A 19,122-nucleotide genomic window follows, 5' to 3' on the forward strand; every position below is an offset into this window, starting at 1 on the left:
TACATTATTTTTTGGAATTGCACAAAGAAAAGTGATTTTAATTTTTGTATTTTGTGCGCAAATTATTTTTAATAACAAAGATAACAAAATACCAACACCAATAAAGAAAAAAGATGCCTTTATTAAAGCATCTCTTATATAAATTATTGAAACAAATAACAAAGAAAGAATTATTTATTAATATCTTTTAAAATATTTTCTATACGGCGTCCATAAGATAAAGATTTATCATATTTAAAAACTAAATCAGGTATTTTACGAAAATTTTTAATTTTTTTAGCTAATTCTAACCGAATAACAACTTTATTTTGTTCAATAGTTTCTTCTGTTAATTTCAAAACAGTTGGATCATCGCTTAAAATAGTGTAATAAATATTAGCAAAAGACAAGTCTTTTGTTACTTTAACATCGGTTAAATTAATATATCCTATTTGTTCGTCTTGAATAACATCATTAATTAATACCAATTCTTTTTGAATTAGACTAGACAGTCTTTCAGCTGTTGTTACCATTTTTTATTCCTCTACTTTGCTTAGTTTAGATGTTTCTATTATATCATTAATTTCAAAATCATTAAAACCATCAAGTAAAATGCCGCACTCATAACCTTGTTTGGCAGATTTAATGTTGTCTTTGAGATGTTTTAAGGATGCAATTTTACCTTTAAATAAAACTTCATCATTGCGCATTACTTTGGCAAAATCGCTATTATTGACAATACCTTGTGTCACATAACAACCAGCAATATTGCCAACTTTACTGATATTAAAAATTTTTCTTACTTCTACTTTACCAGTAACCACTTCTTCAAAAGTAGGCTTAATCATAGATTTTAATTTTTGTTCAATATCTTCAATAATGCGGTAAATAACATTATGAATAGTAATTTTTACTTCTTGTCTTTGAGCAGATTTGAGTGTGGAAGAAGCAGGTTTGATATTGAAGCCTATTAACAAACTGTCTGATGATTTGGCAAAAGCAATATCTGTTTCTGTAATGGTGCCAACAGCAGCGCGCAAAAGTTGCACTTTAAGATCAGATACTTTAATTTTGGCAATCATACCTTGAAGCGCTTCCAAACTTCCTTGAGTATCAGCTTTTAAAATGATATTTAGTTCTTGCGGTTTTTCGGTTTCTAAGTCTTGTAAAATATCTTCTAAATTAAGAGGTGAAGGGGTTTTGGCTAAAGTTTCTTTAGTTTGGGATTTTTTTTCGGCTACAATTTGGCGTGCTTGTTTTTCATTAGCAACGGCGTAAAAAATATCTCCTGCTTGAGGCACTTCTTTTAATCCTGCAACACGCACAGGTTGCGAAGGTAAGGCTTTGGTTAGTTTTTTTTTGTTTTCATCTTCCATGGAACGAATTTTTCCATAAGAAGCTCCAGCAACGACGATATCGCCTACTTTGAGGTTGCCATCACTTACAATAAAAGTAGCTACCAGTCCTAAAGATTTATCAAGGCTTGCCTCAATAACTGTTCCTTGAGCTTTTTGATCGGGATTAGCTTGTAAATTTTGGATTTCACTAACTAAAAGAATAATTTCTAATATTTTTTCCAAACCTTCTCTTTTTAAAGCAGAAATAGCAATATAAGGAGTAGTGCCGCCCCATTCTTCAGGCAACAAATCATAACTAGATAATTCTTGCATAATTTGTTGTGTGTTATTATTGGGTTTATCAATTTTATTTAAAGCAACAATAATAGGAATTTGGGCTTTTTGGGCGTGCTTCAAGGCTTCTAAGGTTTGTGGTTTGACACAATCATCAACTGCTACTACCAAAATACAAATATCAGTAATTTTAGCTCCTCTAGCCCTCATCTTATCAAAAGCTTCATGTCCTGGAGTATCAATAAAAGTTATTTTATTGCCTTGGTATTCAACTTGATAAGCTCCTATGTGTTGGGTAATGCCTCCAAATTCTTGATCAACTACACGAGTTTTTCGAATGGCATCTAATAGGGTAGTTTTGCCGTGGTCAACGTGTCCCATAATAGTTACAATGGGCGGTTTTTTTTGCAAATTAAGTTTTTGGTTGGGTTTGGTTTTAGTGAGGGAAGGCTTTTGCGGTTGAAGTTGTGGTGGGGTGTGTTTTTCTTGGGGTTCGCTTACTTGAATATTGTAATCTTTGGCTAAAAGTTCAACAATATCTTTTTCTAAGGTTTGATTAACATCTGCTTTAAGTCCTAATTGTAATAATTTTTTAATTAAAACAGCACTGGTAATACCAAAAACTTGAGCGATTTGAAAAACTTTGTCTTGGGGATTAAAAACATAGTTTTTACTAGCAAAATCGTTTCTCAAATCCGTTTCCTTGGATAATTTAGGGGTAGTTTTGGATGAATTTTTATTATTTGTTTTTTTGTTAAGGGTCATTTACATCCCTCCTTTAATTTTAATAATTTTTAATGCATGAAAATAAAAGATTGCAACATAAAAAATAAATTGGGCACAAAATAAAAAATGTGAAGTGTGAAGTGAACAAAAAATATTTCAAAGATGGAAAAATGCATAAATAAAATATAAAAATGTTTGCTAAGTTTGTAAAGCAATCAATTTTAAAAGAGTTTGATATATTTCTTCAGGAACTTTGGTTTTGAGTTTTTTATCTAAAAGTTTCTTTTTTTGCGACAAAATAACATATTCAAGTTTTAAAGTTAGATATGCTCCTCTTCCTTGAAGTGCTAAATTAAAATCAACAGCTACTTTTCCTTGTTTAGTGCTATTTATTCTAATCATTTTTTTGATATCTTGAATTTTTTTAGAAACTATACAAGTTCGCAAAACAGTCATTACAATTAAATTAATCCTTCTGTTTGGGCTTGATCTAAGGTTTTGATATCAATATTCCACTTAGTTACTTCCACTGCTAATTTAACATTTTTACCTAATTTACCAATCGCTAAAGAAAATTGGTCGTCAGGAACAATTGCAAGAGCGTATTTGTTAATGTCGTCTTTGATGACAACTTGAAGGCATGAAGCAGGTTTGAGGGCATTTGAAATAAGTTCTTGGGGATCGTCACTCCAAACAAATAAATCAACTTTTTCGTCTTTAAGGATTTTGATAACATTTTTAATACGGTTACTTCTTTCGCCAATACAAGAGCCAATGGCATCTACTTGAGCGTCGCAGGACAATAAACCAATTTTGGTACGTTCGCCAGAAATGCGGGCAATCCCTGCAATTTTAACGATGCCTTCTTGGATTTCAGGAATATTTTCTTCTAACACTTTAACTACAAGTCCCACATGATTACAACTGACAAAAATCTTAGGCCATTTAGTAGTTTTTCTTACTTCTGACAAAAAAACTTGAATTCTTTCGCCTACTTGCATTTCATTATTGGAAGCAATTTCTTTTTTAGGCAGCAAGGTAGTAATTTCTTTTTCTAATTCCAAATTATAAAATTTATCGTTTTCCGAAATAATTTTAGCGCTAATTAATTTGCCTTCTTGTTGTTTGAAAAAATTATAAATGTTTTCTCTTTTCTTTTTGGTAAGCTCTTCGTTGAATTGATTTTTAAGTTCTTTGACAGCGTATAGATTAAAATCTTTAGGATCAACTTTAATATCAATTACTTGACCTATTTTGGCATGAGGCTTAATTTGTTGGGCTTCTTCAAGAGTAATGGGAGTTGACTCTTTTAAATTAATAGTGCTCATAGTAGCTTCGTCGGCAACCAAAAATTGTTTATATAAAATAATTTCGCTTTTGTCTTCTTTTAACTGGATTTTACAGCTTTTAACTTTATGATTTTTTTTGCAACCAGAAATCAATCCTTTAGCAAAAGCATCAATAACTTGGTCTTTATCTAAATCTCTTTCTTGAGCGATTTTATCTAAAAGTTTAAAAAAATTCTTACTAATCAAACGATACCTCCTAGTAAATGCATCTTGTTAGATGTGGGCGAATTTAACATTAACAAACGCAACCAACTAAAACCAGATACAAAATAAAAAAAACAGTGATTTGTTACAAGCACCATTTTTATCTTTTGATGAAAAAAAATAACTCATAATATAATTATATCATTTCCCAAGGCAAATAACAATTTTTTATGCATCCTTAAGGAATTTTGTGAGTAAAAAGGAGATAAAAATAATAAATTTGACTATTGGACAATATCTTTAGGAGTTAAATATAAGAAATTAGGTTTTTGGGTTTGGCTGATAAGTCCTTTCAAAATTTCTACCATTACCCAAGTATCTTGTTTGCAATATTGTTCTAAGGCTTGAAATTGCGCTTGAAATTGCAAAGGAGACATTTTAGGCAGTTGAATGTAAGTTAAAAAAGCCTCAATACCATTTTGAATAACTAAATTTTTATAATTCAAATTGCAAAATAAAGGAGTAATTTTTTTGATAGAAAAAGAACCTTGCAAATGGGGATGATAAAAATTAATGCCTGCGGCTTGTTCAGAATCAAATCCTAGGTTTTGATAAAAAGTTTTGCTGCCTTTTAGAAGGTCTTTAAGGTCGAAAATACGCGTAATAATGTTTTGGATTTGCAAGGAATATTCAGGAAAAAGCAAAGATAATTCTTGAAGGCGTGTTTTTTCAAAAGCTTTATGATAAACAATAATGGAGCCTCCATCATCTAAAATGGCATTGGTTAGTTTTTCTAATAGGGTTTTTCTGTAATCGGCGTGATCGGGTGCCAAAAAAGAAACGTGATTTTTATCTTTGTTGCACAAACCAGGGGCTTTTTCGATGTGAAGTGAAAATTGAAATAAGGATTGGGTATAGGGTTTTTCGCCTTTAAATCTAGGAAAGGGACACGGAAAAGCCTCAAAATCTAAATAATAAAGAGGGTATTTTAGAATTTGCAACCCTGCTTTAATCTTATCAAAACAATAATAAGGAAGCTTTTTTTGGGTAACTTTGTGTTGCACTTTGTTATCAAAACGATTCAACCAAGCAAAAGGAATGTCAGAAACATGATAATATTGTTGCAAAATTAACTGTTGTGTTTCGTGTTTTTGTTTGTTTTGGGAGTCAAAAAAACCTAAATGATTATAAAAATAAGTAAAAATACTGTCTTTGGAAGGGATGTTTTCATAAAAATGAAGGATTTTTTCAGGCAACAAATAATAAGCAGAAGTGCCGTTTGGCTTGTTAGTTTTTGAAGACAAATAAGAAATTAAAAGATTGGCATCATTTTCTAATATTTGAGTTCCTTGTTGTGTAATCAAAGTCAAATCAATAAAAGTAAGCAAGTTAGGATCCAAAGCCGCATTACAACTTTTGCAATCATAAACATAATCCGAATTAAGAACTACCAAATAATACTCTATTTTTTTCTTTTTTTGTGCCTCAGTTAAATTGTTTTCAATTACCCATCTTTGATAAGTTAAATCATAGATGTATTTTCCTTCTTGTGATTTGGGATTAAAAAAAGTTTGCATTTTTTTTTGATAAGATGGGTTGTCTTGATTGGAGCCCTTGCAAAAAGGTGATAAGGTGTTAGGACTTGTATAATGGAAAAAGGGCATTTTTTCTTTGTTATCGTTTACAAATTGCAATTTTAAGAATTTTTTGCTAGTAGTAGTTTTAGTTTCAAAAATACGAATAGTAGTTTTGTCTTCTTGATATCCATCTAAAAAACAATAAAATTGATATCCTTGTTTATTCATTTGAAACTTTTTTTGTTGATAAGTTTCCAAAGAAAAAATAACTTCTCCTGGAAAATGTTTTTCCAAATAAGAACCTACCAAAAGCTCTAATTGTTTGTAATAAGGTTGCATAATGTTTAAATGTTTTTGGTTTAAAACAGCTTGATATTCGTCTTGCTCGCTTAGATTTTCTTGTAAAAAAGCAAGTTTTTTAGCATAAGTTTCTTCATTAATTAAATCTTTGAGTTCATTGGAAAAATCCAAAAGAAACTGAGATTTATTTTGATACAAAAACTTAAAATTCAAATATTTTAAAACTTTTAAAAACTTAATAAAACGAGTTTTAGAAATTTTCATTCATGTGTCCTTAATTATTGTCTAATTTGATATCTGCATAAAAGCAAAAAATACAAAATAATTGATTATTTTGTATCATTATTATCGCAAAAATTTAATTGTTATAAATTATTGTTAAACTACAAAAAAATACAAAATATTAAGCAATTTAAGTTGGGGATTTTTAAAATTGGTTTTTTATTCATTAAAAAATACAAGGGTTAATGTTTATTGTTTTTGATTAAAGTTTTTTAATGTTTTTTGAATACGCAATTTAGCATCAAAGTCTTTTAAAGCATTTCTTTTATCGTGTTGTTTCTTACCTTTAGCTAAGGCAATTTCTAATTTAACTAAATTTTTATTAAAATAAACTTTTAAAGGAATAACAGACAATTTTTCAGTTTTAATTTTGTTTTGAATTTGGATAATTTCATGTTTTTGCAACAAAAGCTTTTTAGTTCTATTTTCATCATATGCCAAACAACAACTAAAAGGATATTTTAAAATAGTCATATTCACTATAAAAGCTTCTTCATTTTTGATATGAATATAGGAGTTTAATAAATTAATTTTTCCTATTCTAATTGATTTTACTTCGCTTCCTAATAATTTGATTCCTGCTTGATATTTTTTCTTTTCTAAAGAATAATCATAAAATGCTTTTTTATTAGTGATAATTGTTTTCATAATTTAAACTTTTCCTTTGCAAAATGAAATAAATGCAATAATCAAAATTGAGTTAGTAAGTTTTTTTAAAAATAAGTTTGTTGTACAGTATATTTATCACCAATATTATTGTCAAATCTTTTCTTTTCAAACATTTTAATCAAATATTAATCAAATAATTTAATTACAATTGAGCCTTATTAAAACTGAAAAATGATATGGAGGCAAAACACAAATAAACTTTATTTGCAAAAATATAAGAAGGTTTTTATTGCTTTTTTTCTTTCTTTAAAGAAGGTTTAATAACTTTTTGATAAGTTAAAAGACTTGTTTCAATAGCACTAAATGCTGCTTGTTTATCTTGTATAGCTTCAATAACTACTTTTTTCTTTTCCAAAGCTTTGTAATTTTCAAAAAAATGCTTAATTTCTGCAATCATTGGCAAAGGCATATCTTTTAAATCTTGTAAATGAGAAAAATACTTATCAAAAACAGGAACTGCAATTACTTTTTCATCTAATTCATCATTATCAATCATTTTAATTACTCCCAAAGGACGACATTTTACCAAAGTCATAGGATCTAGGATTTCTTGAGATAACACCAAAACATCTAAAGGATCATTGTCTTCACAATGAGTTAAAGGAACAAATCCATAATTAATCGGATATCGAAAAGCAGTTGTCAAAAAACGATCAAGCAACAAAAGACCTGTTTCTTTGTCAATCTCATATTTTTTTTTACTTCCTTGAGAAATTTCAATAACTACTATAAACTCTTCTTTGGTAATTCTTTCAGGATTAATATCATGTAATATATTCATTTTTAAACCTCTTTATTATTTTATTTATTTTATAATTTGTTTTATGATATTTTATTGTTTTATTTTTTTTGCAATAAATTTTTATCTTTGGTAATTACAAAAGATACATTAAAATACTTCCTGCAACTGCAACATTTAGGCTTTCGACATTTTGAGTGCAAATATTTACAAAATAATCAGAAAGGGCTTCTGTTTCCAAAGAAATCCCTTGTCCTTCGTTTCCTAAAACTAATACTTTTTTAGGATATTTTTTAGCATCTTCCATAGTAATATTGGCTTTTTGGGGAAAAGCACTAAAAATAGAATAGTTTTTTTCTTTAATTTCTTCTAAAAAGGATTTGGTATTGCCTCTTTTTAAGGAAAGCGAAAATAAGGCACCTTGGCTTGATCTAATAGTTTTTTCATGATAAAAATCAGCGCTATGAAAACTGGCAAAAACTTGATTAAACCCAAAAGCACTAGCAGAACGCATTAAAGCTCCTAAATTAGCAGGGTCTTGAATATCATCCAAAACTAAAATTTTATCAGACAATAAATTATTCTCTGAGGTAGGTTTGCAAAGAGCCATTTGCTCAAAGACAGTTTTAGTTTGAGATAATTCTTTCATCAAAGAAGGCGCAATAAAAGTCCCTGGTTTTTCCTCATTAGAAGTAAAAATGGTAACAACAGCGTTGTTTTTTTGTGCTTGTTCAATTAGATGATCACCATATACTAAAAATTGTTGATATAAATCGCGATATTTTTTTAATTGTAATTTTTTTAATTTTTTAAAAGTAGGATTTTGTTTCGATGTAATCATAAATGTTCCTTTGAATGAAATTAGTAAAGCATAAAAATATAAAATTAATTTGCATTTTACGCTCTTTTTAAATATTATTTTATTGAATTGTTTTTTATTGAATTGTTTTTTATCTTTTGTATTTTAATATTGACTTACAATTGTTTGCTCTGGATTTTGTTCGCAAAAATGCTTAATTGATTCTTTTACATCAAAAAAACCATAATCACAGATATTAAATTGCAAATGTTGGTCTATATTTAGAGTAATTGTATTTTGAAAAGCATCATTTAATAAGGGGGAATAATCTATTTTTTGCTCTTCTCTTTTAGCTTTTAGAATAGTTGGTTTAGTGGCGGGATTTTGAGGCAAATAAAGAGTACAACAATCATGAAAAGCACGAATAGAAATATCAAAAGTATCAATTTGTTTAGCTATTTTAATTATTTCATTTTTATCCATAGTAACTAAAGGTCTTAAAATAGTCATACTCGTTACTTGAGTAGTTGTCTGCATACTTTCCAAAGTTTGACTTGCTACTTGTCCTACTGATTCACCGTTAATTAAACATAAATGATTTTTTTGAAAAGCAAATTGAGAAGCTAAACGATACATCATCCGACGCATAACATTAATGATATAAGAATCTAGAACTGTTTTAGTAATTGTTTCTTGCAAATATCTAAAAGGCACTAAATGCAATTTAATTTGATTACCAAAAGCATAACGACTCAAAACTTTAGCTAAATCAATTACTTTTTGGATTGATTCTAAAGGAGTTAAAGGGCTTGATTCAAAATGTAATAACTCTACTGTAATACCTTTTTTCATCGCCAAATAAGCAGCTACAGGAGAATCAATACCACCACTCATCAAAACAGTTCCTCTACTACCAGAAGAAACAGGAAACCCTCCTAAAGCTTGAGTTTCATCACTTTTTAAATAAAGATAAGTTTTTTCTTTTCTAATACTAACATGTAAAATAACTTGAGGATTTTTAACATCAACTATTAATTTACCTTCAAACTGCTTTAAAATTAAAGGAGCAATTTGTTGGGTAAGTTCCAAACTTTTTAAAGCAAAACTTTTATCTTTTCTAGTGGTTTCTATTTTAAAAGAAGTATTTTTTGTAATTTTTTCTTGCAACAATAAACAAGCTTTTTGAACAATATCATCTAATTGTCTACTTGCTTGACTTACTACAACAAAAGAAGAAATCCCTGATACATAAGATAATCTTTTAAGAATTTCTTTTTCTAAAATTGCATCATAAATATATTCTAGATAAGCATAATCGTGTTTAAAATACATTTGAACGTTGCAAAGGTCTTTAATTTTATTTTGTAATAATTGTCTTAATGTATTAATGAAAGTTTTTTTATTTTTTCCTTTTAAAAATAATTCTCCAAATCTAATTAAAATTTTTTTTTGATACATAAAGTTCCTCACATCAATATTTTGTGTATGAATATTTTTGAATAAATTATATTTAAATATCTTTATACACTTAAATATTAAAATATAATAACTTTTTACAGCTTAATTATAACATGAATATAACTATTTTTGTGATACAACTGCATATTGATAAGTTTTTGCCTTAAATACTGCAATTATAATTTATACATCCTCATTTATATAATATATCTTTTTCAACAAAAAAAGATTAACTTTTACAAAAGTTAATCTTTCCATATAACAAAATATTTAATTATAAAATAATCTAAAAATAAAAAGGACTCCCACCAATAAATTCTTTTAACAAAGACTCATGGAACACTAAATTAGAATCAAAAGATTTAAAAAAACTTAACAAATTTAAAAAATACTGAGCTTTATCAAAATACTTACTTGTTTCAGGAATTTGCAATAACAAAGGAATTAAATATGGTTTCAAAACATTAAATTCATAAATTAATTCAGAATTGAAAACAAAATCAGCTTCTTGTTGATTAGGATAAATCCATCTAAACTCCCCTTTTCGCACAGAATCCCAAAACTCAAAAGTCCTTAAAATAGTAGTATTCCTAGAAATATAATCTCTTATAGCTCTTCTTAAAAACCTCACATCGGTTAAATGTAAAGGATTGTGGAAATCTAGTGATAATTGATGTTGTGGGGCGATATAGATTTGAAATTTTTGTAATCTTGGAATAAAAGGAGTAAGTTTAGGGTTTATGGCATGTATTCCTTCTACCAAAATAATATGATTATGGGTTTGAATATCTTTTTGGGTATGACTACGAGTAACAAAATCAAATTGGGGAATAGTAGTCTTTTTGCAAGTCAGCAAATCATAGATATTTTGATTAAATAAAGGAATATTTAAGGCATCAATACTTTCAAAATCAAAGGAGATGCCATCTTTTTCTTTGGGAATATCTTTCAAAGGCAAATAATAATTATCCATAGCAATAATAAAAGTACAAATTCCAAACGCTTGTAATTGTAATTGTAATCTTTTAGCAAATGTAGTTTTTCCACTAGAAGAAGGACCCGAAATATTAATAATTTTAAGATTGGAGGCACGTTTAGCAATTTTAGCACTTAATTGTTGCAACTGATTTTGATGATTAATTTCTGCAAGATTAATTAAATTAAATTGACTTTGAGCAGTTTTGGCAAATTGATTAATTTGGGAAACATTTTGCATTTGAATAGTTTTTTTAAAAGCCAAACTTTGAGTAAGCATTTGTTCAAATAGAGGTTCTTGTTGAAAAGGAGGAATTTTTTCACCACTAAAAGGAGTTACAAATTGCATAACAAACCCATTTTGATGATAAAATAAATGATATTTATCTAAATAACTAGTGTTAGGAACTAAACCTTGATACATATAATTACAATAGTTTTGGCAAAAATAAAGGGTAGCAAAGGAAGGAGCTTTTTGTTTGAGGAGACTAATTTTATCCCCAAATCCCAAAGATTGATAAATTTGCAAGGCTTTTTCAAGGGGCAATTTCTTTTTGGTAATATCTAATTTTTGCGATACTAACAAATGCATTTCTTCTTTAATTTTTTGAAACATTTCTGGCAAAAAGGTAATTTCTTTGGGAAAAGATACCAAAATACTAGAAGAACTATAATAAGTAAAATGTAATGAAATATTTTCAAAAAGTTTATAAGATGCCATAGCAACTAAATATCTTAAACTAGCTTCATAAATATTTACAGCCGCAGCGTTCCAAGCGCCTAAAAAAGTAATTTGATTGATGGGGGCATGCAATTTAAAGGTAAGTTCTTTTAATTTATTGTTTACTTTAGCAGCATAAACATTTTTAAGGTTTAATTGATTTTTTAAAGTCTCTAAACTAGTGTTTAAAGGAACATTTAGGATGTTTTGATTATAATAAACTTTTAGCACGATTCCCTCTGATACTGATAATATATTAAAAACCTCAATTAAGAGGTCTTTTTCTAAATAAATAAAATTATTGTAATGTTTGTGAATTGCAATAAATAATATTGAAAAATAAAAAAAGGTAAAAAAAATAATTAAAATGTGGAGGCAAATTATTGGAGCGTTTCAAAGTTTTTAAATAAAGCCTTTATCTAATAATTGCTTTCTTAAAATATCTGCTTGGGCAAAATCTCTACATTTTCTTGCATCTTGCCACAAAAAATATGTTTTTAAGTCTGTTTTTGTTGGTTTGTTAAATGGAATTGCAATTCCTAAAATATTTAAAATTAATAATAAAGAGTTTTGAAATTGGGATAACTTATCCAAAATTTGGGTTTGATGGGTTTGTTTAATTGTTTGTTCCATTAAATCAATTACTTTATGAGTAGCCAAATCATCTTGCATTAATTGATGAAATAACTGCATTATATCTTGGTCTAAGGCTTGGCAAGAAAATTGATTAACTTTTAAATAAAAATTATTTTTAGTTAAAAAATCAGTTATTTTTTGGTATTTTTGTTGGGCTTGTTCCATCAAATCATAACTAAAATTGATTGGCTTGCGGTAATGAGTACTCAAAATTAAAAGCTTTATTATGCAAGGATTGTATTGTTTTAATAAATCTTTACACCAAATAATATTTCCTAAAGATTTAGACATTTTTTGATTTTGATAATCTAATCTTTCTACATGCATAAAAAAATTAGCTAATTTTTGGTGGCTATGGGAGTGTGTTTGGGCAATTTCATTTTCATGATGAGGAAATTTTAAATCTGTACCTCCTCCATGAATATCCAAAGGCAATTTAAAAAGTTGCTCGATCATAGTTGCACATTCAGTATGCCAACCAGGACGCCCTGCAAACCAAGGACTTGGGTATGCAATACCTTGCGAAGTTTTTTTCCATAAAATAAAATCTCCTGGAAATTCTTTTTGGGGGTCTAATTGTTTACGTGCATTTTGTTTAAGTTGGGATAAATCTTGTTTTTTGAGTTTACCATAATCATCAATTTTAGATACACGAAAATATATTCCTTGATCGGTAAAATAAGCAAATCCTTGGTCTAAAAGAGTTTGGATGTAGACAATCATAGAATTGATATATTGAGTAGCTTGAGGTTTAAAATTAATGGTTTGAATGTTTAGAGTTTTGAGGAGATTGTTGAAAGATTTAATATATTTATTGGCTAAATCTTGTTCCAAAACTTGGTTTTTAAGGGCATTTTCAATAATTTTATCATCAATATCAGTAATATTTACTACATAATATACCCTAAAATTAAGCATTTCTAAATATCTTTTCACTGTATCAAAAAAAATTAACGGTCTGGTGTTTCCTAAATGCAGGTGATTATAGACAGTAGGTCCACAAACATACATGTTAATTTGGGGCGGATGGGCAGGGTTAAAAAATTCTTTTTTGCGAGTTAAAGAGTTATAAATTTTTAGCATTAAAGAAATCCTTTTTGTTTGGAAAATGGCATAAAGAAAAATGAGGGTGGCAAATAAAAGAAAAAAATAAGGGTTAAATTGCGATGGGATGAATTATATAAAATAAAATGATAAGTAAATTAAATTAAATATGAAATATATAAATATTATTTTTCAAATGGAATTAATTAAAATTTTTGGGCTTGTTCTAAAACATAAGATAGATTTTTAAGTACTTGTTTTTTTCCTAACAATTCTAATAAAAGGGCGATACTGGGACCATGCATTTTGCAAGTAGTTCCGATACGCAAAGCCATAAAAAGTGTTTTTTTAGCAAAATCATTTTGGTTAGTAACTTGTTTAATGGAATTAGCAATAACATCTTTTTCAAATACAATAACATCAAAAACATTATAAAAAGTTTTTAAAATAAGGGTTGTTTGGGGATTGGTTTGTAAAAAATGTGTAGCTTCTTTCGATAAAAAAGGTGTGGATTGAAAAAAAAGTTGATAAAAATCTGTGATTTGTTGCATATAATTCATTCTATCTTGAAACAAAGCCACAAATTTAGTCATCCACTCTTTGTCATTTGTAGGAGCGTTTGTAAGAGCTAAATATTTTTTTTGCAAAATAAATGATGCAATTACTTCTGGAAGCAACTTTCTTAAATGTTGATTATTCAAATAATCTAGTTTAGTTTTATCAAACATAGCAGGAGCTTTGTTTAGGCGTGCCACATCAAATAAATTAATTAATTCTTGGGGACTTAATATTTCGGTTTGGCTTAAAGGACTAAATCCTAACAAAGATAAGAAATTAAATAATGCTTGTGGCAAGTATCCTAATTTTTCATATTGTTCAATAAATTGCATAATATTAGCATCTCTTTTGCTTAATTTTTTTTTGTTGTCGTTAAGAATTAAAGTCATGTGAGCAAATTGAGGAAGATGCCATTGGAAAGCTTGATAAATCATAATTTGTTTAGGAGTGTTAGTGATGTGTTCTTCTCCTCGAAAAATATGAGAAATCTGCATTAAGTTATCATCAATGACAACTGCAAAATTATAAGAAGGATAGCCGTTTGATTTGAGGATAATAAAGTCTTCGATTTCTTGACTTTGAAAAGTAAGTTTGCCCCTAATTAAATCATCAAAGGCAAAAGTTTGATTGGTAGGAACGCGAAATCTTATGGCAAAAGTGGTGTGTCCTTCTTGAAATTCTTTGTAAGCGAGATCTTGATCAAGTAGTTTTTGGGCGTATTTTTGGTAAATGGCAAGTCTTTCTGATTGGCGATAAGGTCCAAAAGGTCCTTGGATATCGGGCCCTTCGCTCCAATCAATTCCTAACCAACGTAAATTTTTTAATTGAGAAGCCTCGCCGCCTTCAACATTGCGTGAAAAATCGGTGTCTTCGATGCGGATGATAAACTCTCCTTGATTGTGTTTGGCAAACAAATAATTGAATAAAGCAGTGCGGGCATTTCCTATATGCAAAAAACCAGTAGGGCTTGGAGCATAACGAACTTTAATTTTTTTCATAGTTACAGTAATGGTTTTCCTTTTAATTTAAAATCGATAGAGGAGGTGTTGGTGGAAAATTTAAAAAAAAGGAACTTTTTGACAAAGTTCTTTTTTGGATTAACGTTTGGAAAATTGTGGTGCTCGACGAGCTTTTTTTAAACCGTATTTTTTGCGTTCAACACAACGAGCATCGCGAGTTAATAAACCAGCTTTTTTTAAAATGGCTCTTAATTCGGGGACACTTTCAATTAAAGCGCGTGCAATTCCTAAACGAATAGCGCCTGCTTGAGCTGAAAGCCCTCCGCCGTTTACATTCACACTTACATCAAAAGCTTCTCTTTTTTCAGTTAATTCTAAAGGTTGAATCATTTCTAGGCGTGTTGCAGGTAATGGTAAATATTTTTCAAAATCTCTAGTATTGATTGTAATTTTGCCAGTACCATTAGTTAAAATAACTCTTGCCACAGCACTTTTACGACGACCAGTACCAAAATAATTTACTTTTTTCATCTAATTAAACCTCTAAACTTTCTGGTTGTTGCGCTTGGTGATTGTGGGTTTGTTCGGCATAAACAAATAATTTTTTACCAATTTGTGAACCTAATTTAGTATGAGGAACCATTCCTAAAATTGCTTTTTCAACCATTCTTGTAGGAAATTTACGCATCATTTCTGAAGCTACAACTTTAGTTAAACCACCTGGATAACCTGAATGTTTGTAGTAAGTTTTTTGTTGCCACTTTTTGCCAGTTAAATGAATATAGGCAGCATTTACAACAATAACATAATCACCATTGTCTATGTGTGGCGTGTAATGTGTTTTGTGTTTTCCTTTTAAAATGGAAGCCACTTTGGTAGCTAATCTGCCTAGGGTTTTGCCCTTAGCATCTACTAGATGCCATTTAGGTTTTACTGTTGTTTTATTAGCCATTAAAGTTTTTTGATTGTTTTTTGGTTGCAATTGTTCTGTCATGGAATTTTCTCCTTATTATTAATGAAAAAATAGTGATTAATTTTATGTGTGTATTTGTATTTTGTTTGAAAGCGACAAAAACAAAAGAGTTATGAAATCTTTTGTAATTTAGATATGAAATAGTCTTAATTATTATGAAATAGTAATTTTTTATTTTCAACATTCTCTTAATATTTTACTAAAATAATGTCATTAAGTCAAGTAAAAAATCATTTTGTCAAATTTTTTTAAAAAAGAATGCATAAATTGTGTAAAAAAAATGAAAAAAGAGGATAATGGTTGGATGGTTATCAGATAATTTTGATATTTTTTATATACAAATAAAAAGTCCCAAATTTACTAAACATTAAGGGAATTTTTAAAAGCAAAAGCAAAAGCTTTGCCTTTCAGCACTTCTACTAAAGCAAAAACAAAGTCAAAGACGGTTATAGGAGAACGCGAAGTTACAAATTTATCACTAATAACAGCTTTTTGGTCTGGCAAATAAGTGCCTTCAATAAAATGATTACAAGAAGGAAAGCAAGTAAAAGGGTGATTTTTTAATAAATCTAGTTTGCCTAGAAACATGGGAGCGGCACAAATAGCTCCAATAACTTTATTAGCATCAACAAATTTTTGAATTAATTTTAATAAAAAAGTTTCTTTTTCAATAATTTGCGCTACGTAAGGTCCTCCAGGAATAACTAAAAAATCGTATTCTAAAGGATTAATAGTAGCTAAATTGGCATCTGCTTTTACACAAAGCCCGCTAGAAGACATAACTTCTAATTGGGGATTTAGAGTTGCAGTTGTTAAAGGAAGGGCTACGCGATTTAATAAAGCTCTTGTGACTAAAGCCTCACAATCCTCAAATCCGTCATATAAAACTAATAAACCTTTCATATTGTTCCTTGTTGTCTCCTTTTTAACTTTGTTATGCGTTTAGTTGCGTGTGTGTGTGTGTAAGTAATTTTTGGGGGGGTTGGGGTTGGTTTTGAGTAAATTAAATGCAAGGAAAATAAAAATAAAAAAATACCACAAAAGCTGTGATATTTTAATTATTAATTTTGGTTTGCTAAATATTTTACTAAATTACGTCTTTTGCTGTTTTTCATAAACAAACCTCTTTTAGAGTGAAAATCATGAGGGTGTTTTTTTAAATGTTCACTTAATTGTTTGATTTCTGCTGATAAAATAGCAATTTGAACTTCAGATGAACCTGTGTCTTTTGCAAAACGTGAATTTTGTTTAATGATTTCTTGTTTTTGTTCTTTGATTAATGCCACGTAAAAACTCCTTTTTTAATTTAAATTTGGTTGAATTTGATAGGTTTTAGGTTTGATAAAATTATTAATTAATGTTAAACTTTTAAAAACTGGTCCACATCAAGAACAAAAATCGTTGCTCCGCCCACAGAAACTTCGGTAGGAAAAGAATTATAAGCACTAAACTCATTGATGATATTGTTTGGAATCATTTGAGTTTTTTTATGAGAATGGGCTTTTATAATTTCTAAAGCTTTGGGTACTTGTTCTTCTTTGACTCCTAAAATAAAAGTTGCATTAGCTTCTTTTAAAAAACCTCCTTTAGTAGCTAATCTAGTTGTAAAAAAACTATTTTCTATTAAAGATTGTTGTACTTTGTTAGCATCGTGACTAGAAACGATAGCTATAATTAATTTCATATTATCCACAACAGTATTATACATTATTTTACTTTATTTGATGAAAAAAAAGACTAAATTGCGGAAAAAAATGATAAAAAAGTTGGTGAGAGGAAAAAAATTGGTAAAAAATGGATGTAATTAGCGTTTATCAAGGGCAAAAGCAATGCGATTTCCTAAAAAATAAACTGTTTGAGTTAAAATAAAGGTAAGCAAAGCAGATACTATAATTAAATCAAAGCGAGTAAAAAAGGGATCAAAATCATAATGTCCGTTATAGCCATTATCAATTGCCACTGCTGCAATACCTTGATGCCCTACAATTTGCAAAACAGAAGAATAAGCAAGGGAAGTGATAAAAAGAGAAGCTAGTTTGAAAATGATATCAGAACGGGTTTCTGTTAACAAAAATTTAGTCACAAATTGAAATTTAGTTGCTCCAAGACTAAATGATGTTTGGTATAATTCTGGATTAGTAGTTAAAAAAACTTGTTCACAATGACGAGCAAAAAGAGGAGCAATAGCTAAGACTAAGAAAAAAAGGGCAGTACCAAAGCCATAACCCATGCGAAAATAAGGGATTAAAATTAATTTTAGTAATAAAACAATTAAGATTAAAAAAGGAGTAGAAATGAAAAAATTCATCAAACTATTTAAAATCCAATATCTTTTATAATGTTTTTGTATTTTGAATAAATATAATAAAACTCCTAAAATAAGCCCTAGAAAAAAAGCAATAAAACAACCTATTAAAGTAATTTTAAGAGTTTCTTTAAAACCATTCCATACCAATTGATTTTTAGCTAAAACATTCCACAAACGAATAAAAATATTATTTTCCATTGAGTTTTTCCATTAATTAGAAGCAGGAGCGGCGCCTGTTTTGCCTAAATATTTATCTTTAATGTTTTTACTTATTTGTTTAACTTCTTGTCTTGGAATCATATAAAAATTGGTTGCAAATTGGCTTTTTTCCATATATTCAATAGCTTCTTCTTCTTTTAAAATATCTTGTAAAATTTTAATTTTCCAGTTATTTTTATTATTGTTAGTAGTCACTAAAGAAATGGTATAAGAATAAATAATATCATCTAAATTAGTGGGCTTTTGCATTATTCCTAGTGATATAAAATTATTTATTCCCAATCCCATAAGAGTAGGATAATTAAGACATAAATCAAAATCATTAGGAGCAAGAAATCTAGATGTAATTGTCATTAAATTCGATTCAGTAGTGTATTCTATGTCAGGATATAAATTAGTAGATTTAAAATCTGTAGTTTTTAAATTAAATTGTTCTTCAGTGCTAAGAGTGCGTTTTGGGTTTATTTCTTCAATAATTTTTAATTCTTGCAACACGCGCAAAGCTAAAGAACGTTGAAAATTGTCTTGTGGCATCAAAATTTTAAGGTTGTTAGGATGATTGTTTTTTTGAATTCCTTCTAAATTATTAAAAGTATTAGGTTTAGCAAAAAGCCCAAATTTAGCTAAATAAACTACTTGGCTAAACGTTAATTTATCCTGATCTGGAATATTTGGATTTTCTTTATTAAAAATATTTAAATCATGTACATGAGCGTCTAATTTAGCATCAACTTTTTTGTTTAAAAGTAATTCATTGGTTTGTTTAAATCCAGAACTTATATATTGAACATCTAAATCAATATTGTATTCTTTTAAACGGTCTTTGGCATATTCTTCTAAAAAATATTTAATAGTTGGCAGAGCAGTTGCTACTGTTAATTTATGGTTTTTTTGGTTGGAAGGTGTATGAGCTAAAGATTTTTTAGCATCCCAAAGAAAATAACCCAAAAGCAAATTACACAAAAGAGAAATAGTTAATAAGGCAAATAATAGATTTTTTTTAGTTTTGGAAGATAAAGAAGATAGTTTAAACATGTAATGTGTCTCTTTTCTAAATAATTTTATTTATTAATATT

Annotated in this window: 19 protein-coding genes; all 19 read right to left on the minus strand. The window is 28.5% G+C overall.

Annotated features, from left to right (window positions below; all coding sequences use genetic code 11):
* Positions 1-170 precede the first annotated feature (170 nt).
* Positions 171-512, minus strand: coding sequence for a 30S ribosome-binding factor RbfA (gene rbfA / locus EXT02_RS02360; protein WP_069028346.1), 342 nt, complete (start codon positions 510-512; stop codon positions 171-173).
* A gap of 3 nt (positions 513-515) precedes the next feature.
* Positions 516-2,375: a translation initiation factor IF-2 gene (gene infB / locus EXT02_RS02365; protein WP_130427868.1), complete on the minus strand. Its 1,860-nt coding sequence runs from the start codon at positions 2,373-2,375 to the stop codon at positions 516-518.
* A 159-nt stretch (positions 2,376-2,534) separates the two neighbouring features.
* Positions 2,535-2,792: a YlxR family protein gene (locus EXT02_RS02370; protein ID WP_011160524.1), complete on the minus strand. Its 258-nt coding sequence runs from the start codon at positions 2,790-2,792 to the stop codon at positions 2,535-2,537.
* Between the two features lie 5 nt (positions 2,793-2,797).
* Positions 2,798-3,871, minus strand: coding sequence for a transcription termination factor NusA (nusA, locus tag EXT02_RS02375; RefSeq protein WP_130427870.1), 1,074 nt, complete (start codon positions 3,869-3,871; stop codon positions 2,798-2,800).
* 242 nt (positions 3,872-4,113) lie between these two features.
* The gene (locus EXT02_RS02380; RefSeq protein ID WP_130427872.1) at positions 4,114-5,970 is read right to left on the minus strand and encodes a DUF2779 domain-containing protein; all 1,857 of its coding nucleotides are present in this window, start codon (positions 5,968-5,970) and stop codon (positions 4,114-4,116) included.
* Between the two features lie 207 nt (positions 5,971-6,177).
* Positions 6,178-6,636 carry an SsrA-binding protein SmpB gene (gene smpB / locus EXT02_RS02385; RefSeq protein ID WP_180365485.1) on the minus strand — a complete coding sequence of 153 codons (459 nt, stop codon included), beginning with the start codon at positions 6,634-6,636 and terminating at the stop codon, positions 6,178-6,180.
* Between the two features lie 247 nt (positions 6,637-6,883).
* Positions 6,884-7,438, minus strand: a complete 555-nt coding sequence (locus tag EXT02_RS02390; RefSeq protein WP_011160520.1) for an inorganic diphosphatase — start codon at positions 7,436-7,438, stop codon at positions 6,884-6,886.
* Positions 7,439-7,532: 94 nt separating this feature from the next.
* Positions 7,533-8,237, minus strand: coding sequence for a TrmH family RNA methyltransferase (locus EXT02_RS02395; RefSeq protein WP_011160519.1), 705 nt, complete (start codon positions 8,235-8,237; stop codon positions 7,533-7,535).
* Positions 8,238-8,360: 123 nt separating this feature from the next.
* On the minus strand, positions 8,361-9,653 hold the full coding sequence (gene thiI, locus EXT02_RS02400; protein WP_240682800.1) for a tRNA uracil 4-sulfurtransferase ThiI: 1,293 nt from the start codon (positions 9,651-9,653) through the stop codon (positions 8,361-8,363).
* Positions 9,654-9,939: 286 nt separating this feature from the next.
* Complete coding sequence (locus tag EXT02_RS02405; protein WP_130427876.1) at positions 9,940-11,580, minus strand: nucleoside kinase; 1,641 nt, start codon at positions 11,578-11,580, stop codon at positions 9,940-9,942.
* 171 nt (positions 11,581-11,751) lie between these two features.
* Entirely contained in the window at positions 11,752-13,068 is a 1,317-nt protein-coding gene (cysS, locus tag EXT02_RS02410; protein ID WP_130427878.1) for a cysteine--tRNA ligase, read from the minus strand.
* A gap of 167 nt (positions 13,069-13,235) precedes the next feature.
* Positions 13,236-14,585 carry a glutamate--tRNA ligase gene (gltX, locus tag EXT02_RS02415; RefSeq protein WP_130427880.1) on the minus strand — a complete coding sequence of 450 codons (1,350 nt, stop codon included), beginning with the start codon at positions 14,583-14,585 and terminating at the stop codon, positions 13,236-13,238.
* Between the two features lie 99 nt (positions 14,586-14,684).
* The gene (gene rpsI, locus EXT02_RS02420; protein ID WP_011160514.1) at positions 14,685-15,077 is read right to left on the minus strand and encodes a 30S ribosomal protein S9; all 393 of its coding nucleotides are present in this window, start codon (positions 15,075-15,077) and stop codon (positions 14,685-14,687) included.
* Positions 15,078-15,081: 4 nt separating this feature from the next.
* Positions 15,082-15,540 (minus strand): 50S ribosomal protein L13, encoded by a 459-nt coding sequence (rplM, locus tag EXT02_RS02425; protein WP_130427882.1) that lies wholly within the window; start codon positions 15,538-15,540, stop codon positions 15,082-15,084.
* Positions 15,541-15,879: 339 nt separating this feature from the next.
* Positions 15,880-16,422 carry a DJ-1/PfpI family protein gene (locus EXT02_RS02430; RefSeq protein WP_071345449.1) on the minus strand — a complete coding sequence of 181 codons (543 nt, stop codon included), beginning with the start codon at positions 16,420-16,422 and terminating at the stop codon, positions 15,880-15,882.
* Positions 16,423-16,580: 158 nt separating this feature from the next.
* The gene (rpsO, locus tag EXT02_RS02435; protein WP_130427884.1) at positions 16,581-16,805 is read right to left on the minus strand and encodes a 30S ribosomal protein S15; all 225 of its coding nucleotides are present in this window, start codon (positions 16,803-16,805) and stop codon (positions 16,581-16,583) included.
* Between the two features lie 74 nt (positions 16,806-16,879).
* Complete coding sequence (locus EXT02_RS02440; RefSeq protein WP_069028447.1) at positions 16,880-17,203, minus strand: cyclic-di-AMP receptor; 324 nt, start codon at positions 17,201-17,203, stop codon at positions 16,880-16,882.
* A 120-nt stretch (positions 17,204-17,323) separates the two neighbouring features.
* Entirely contained in the window at positions 17,324-18,025 is a 702-nt protein-coding gene (locus EXT02_RS02445; protein WP_130427886.1) for an ABC transporter permease subunit, read from the minus strand.
* A 12-nt stretch (positions 18,026-18,037) separates the two neighbouring features.
* A complete protein-coding gene (locus EXT02_RS02450) occupies positions 18,038-19,081 on the minus strand; it encodes a MetQ/NlpA family ABC transporter substrate-binding protein (RefSeq protein WP_130427888.1) in 1,044 nt (347 codons plus the stop codon).
* Positions 19,082-19,122: the final 41 nt, after the last annotated feature.

Source organism: 'Catharanthus roseus' aster yellows phytoplasma, from assembly GCF_004214875.1.
Lineage (GTDB): Bacteria > Bacillota_I > Bacilli_A > Acholeplasmatales > Acholeplasmataceae > Phytoplasma > Phytoplasma asteris.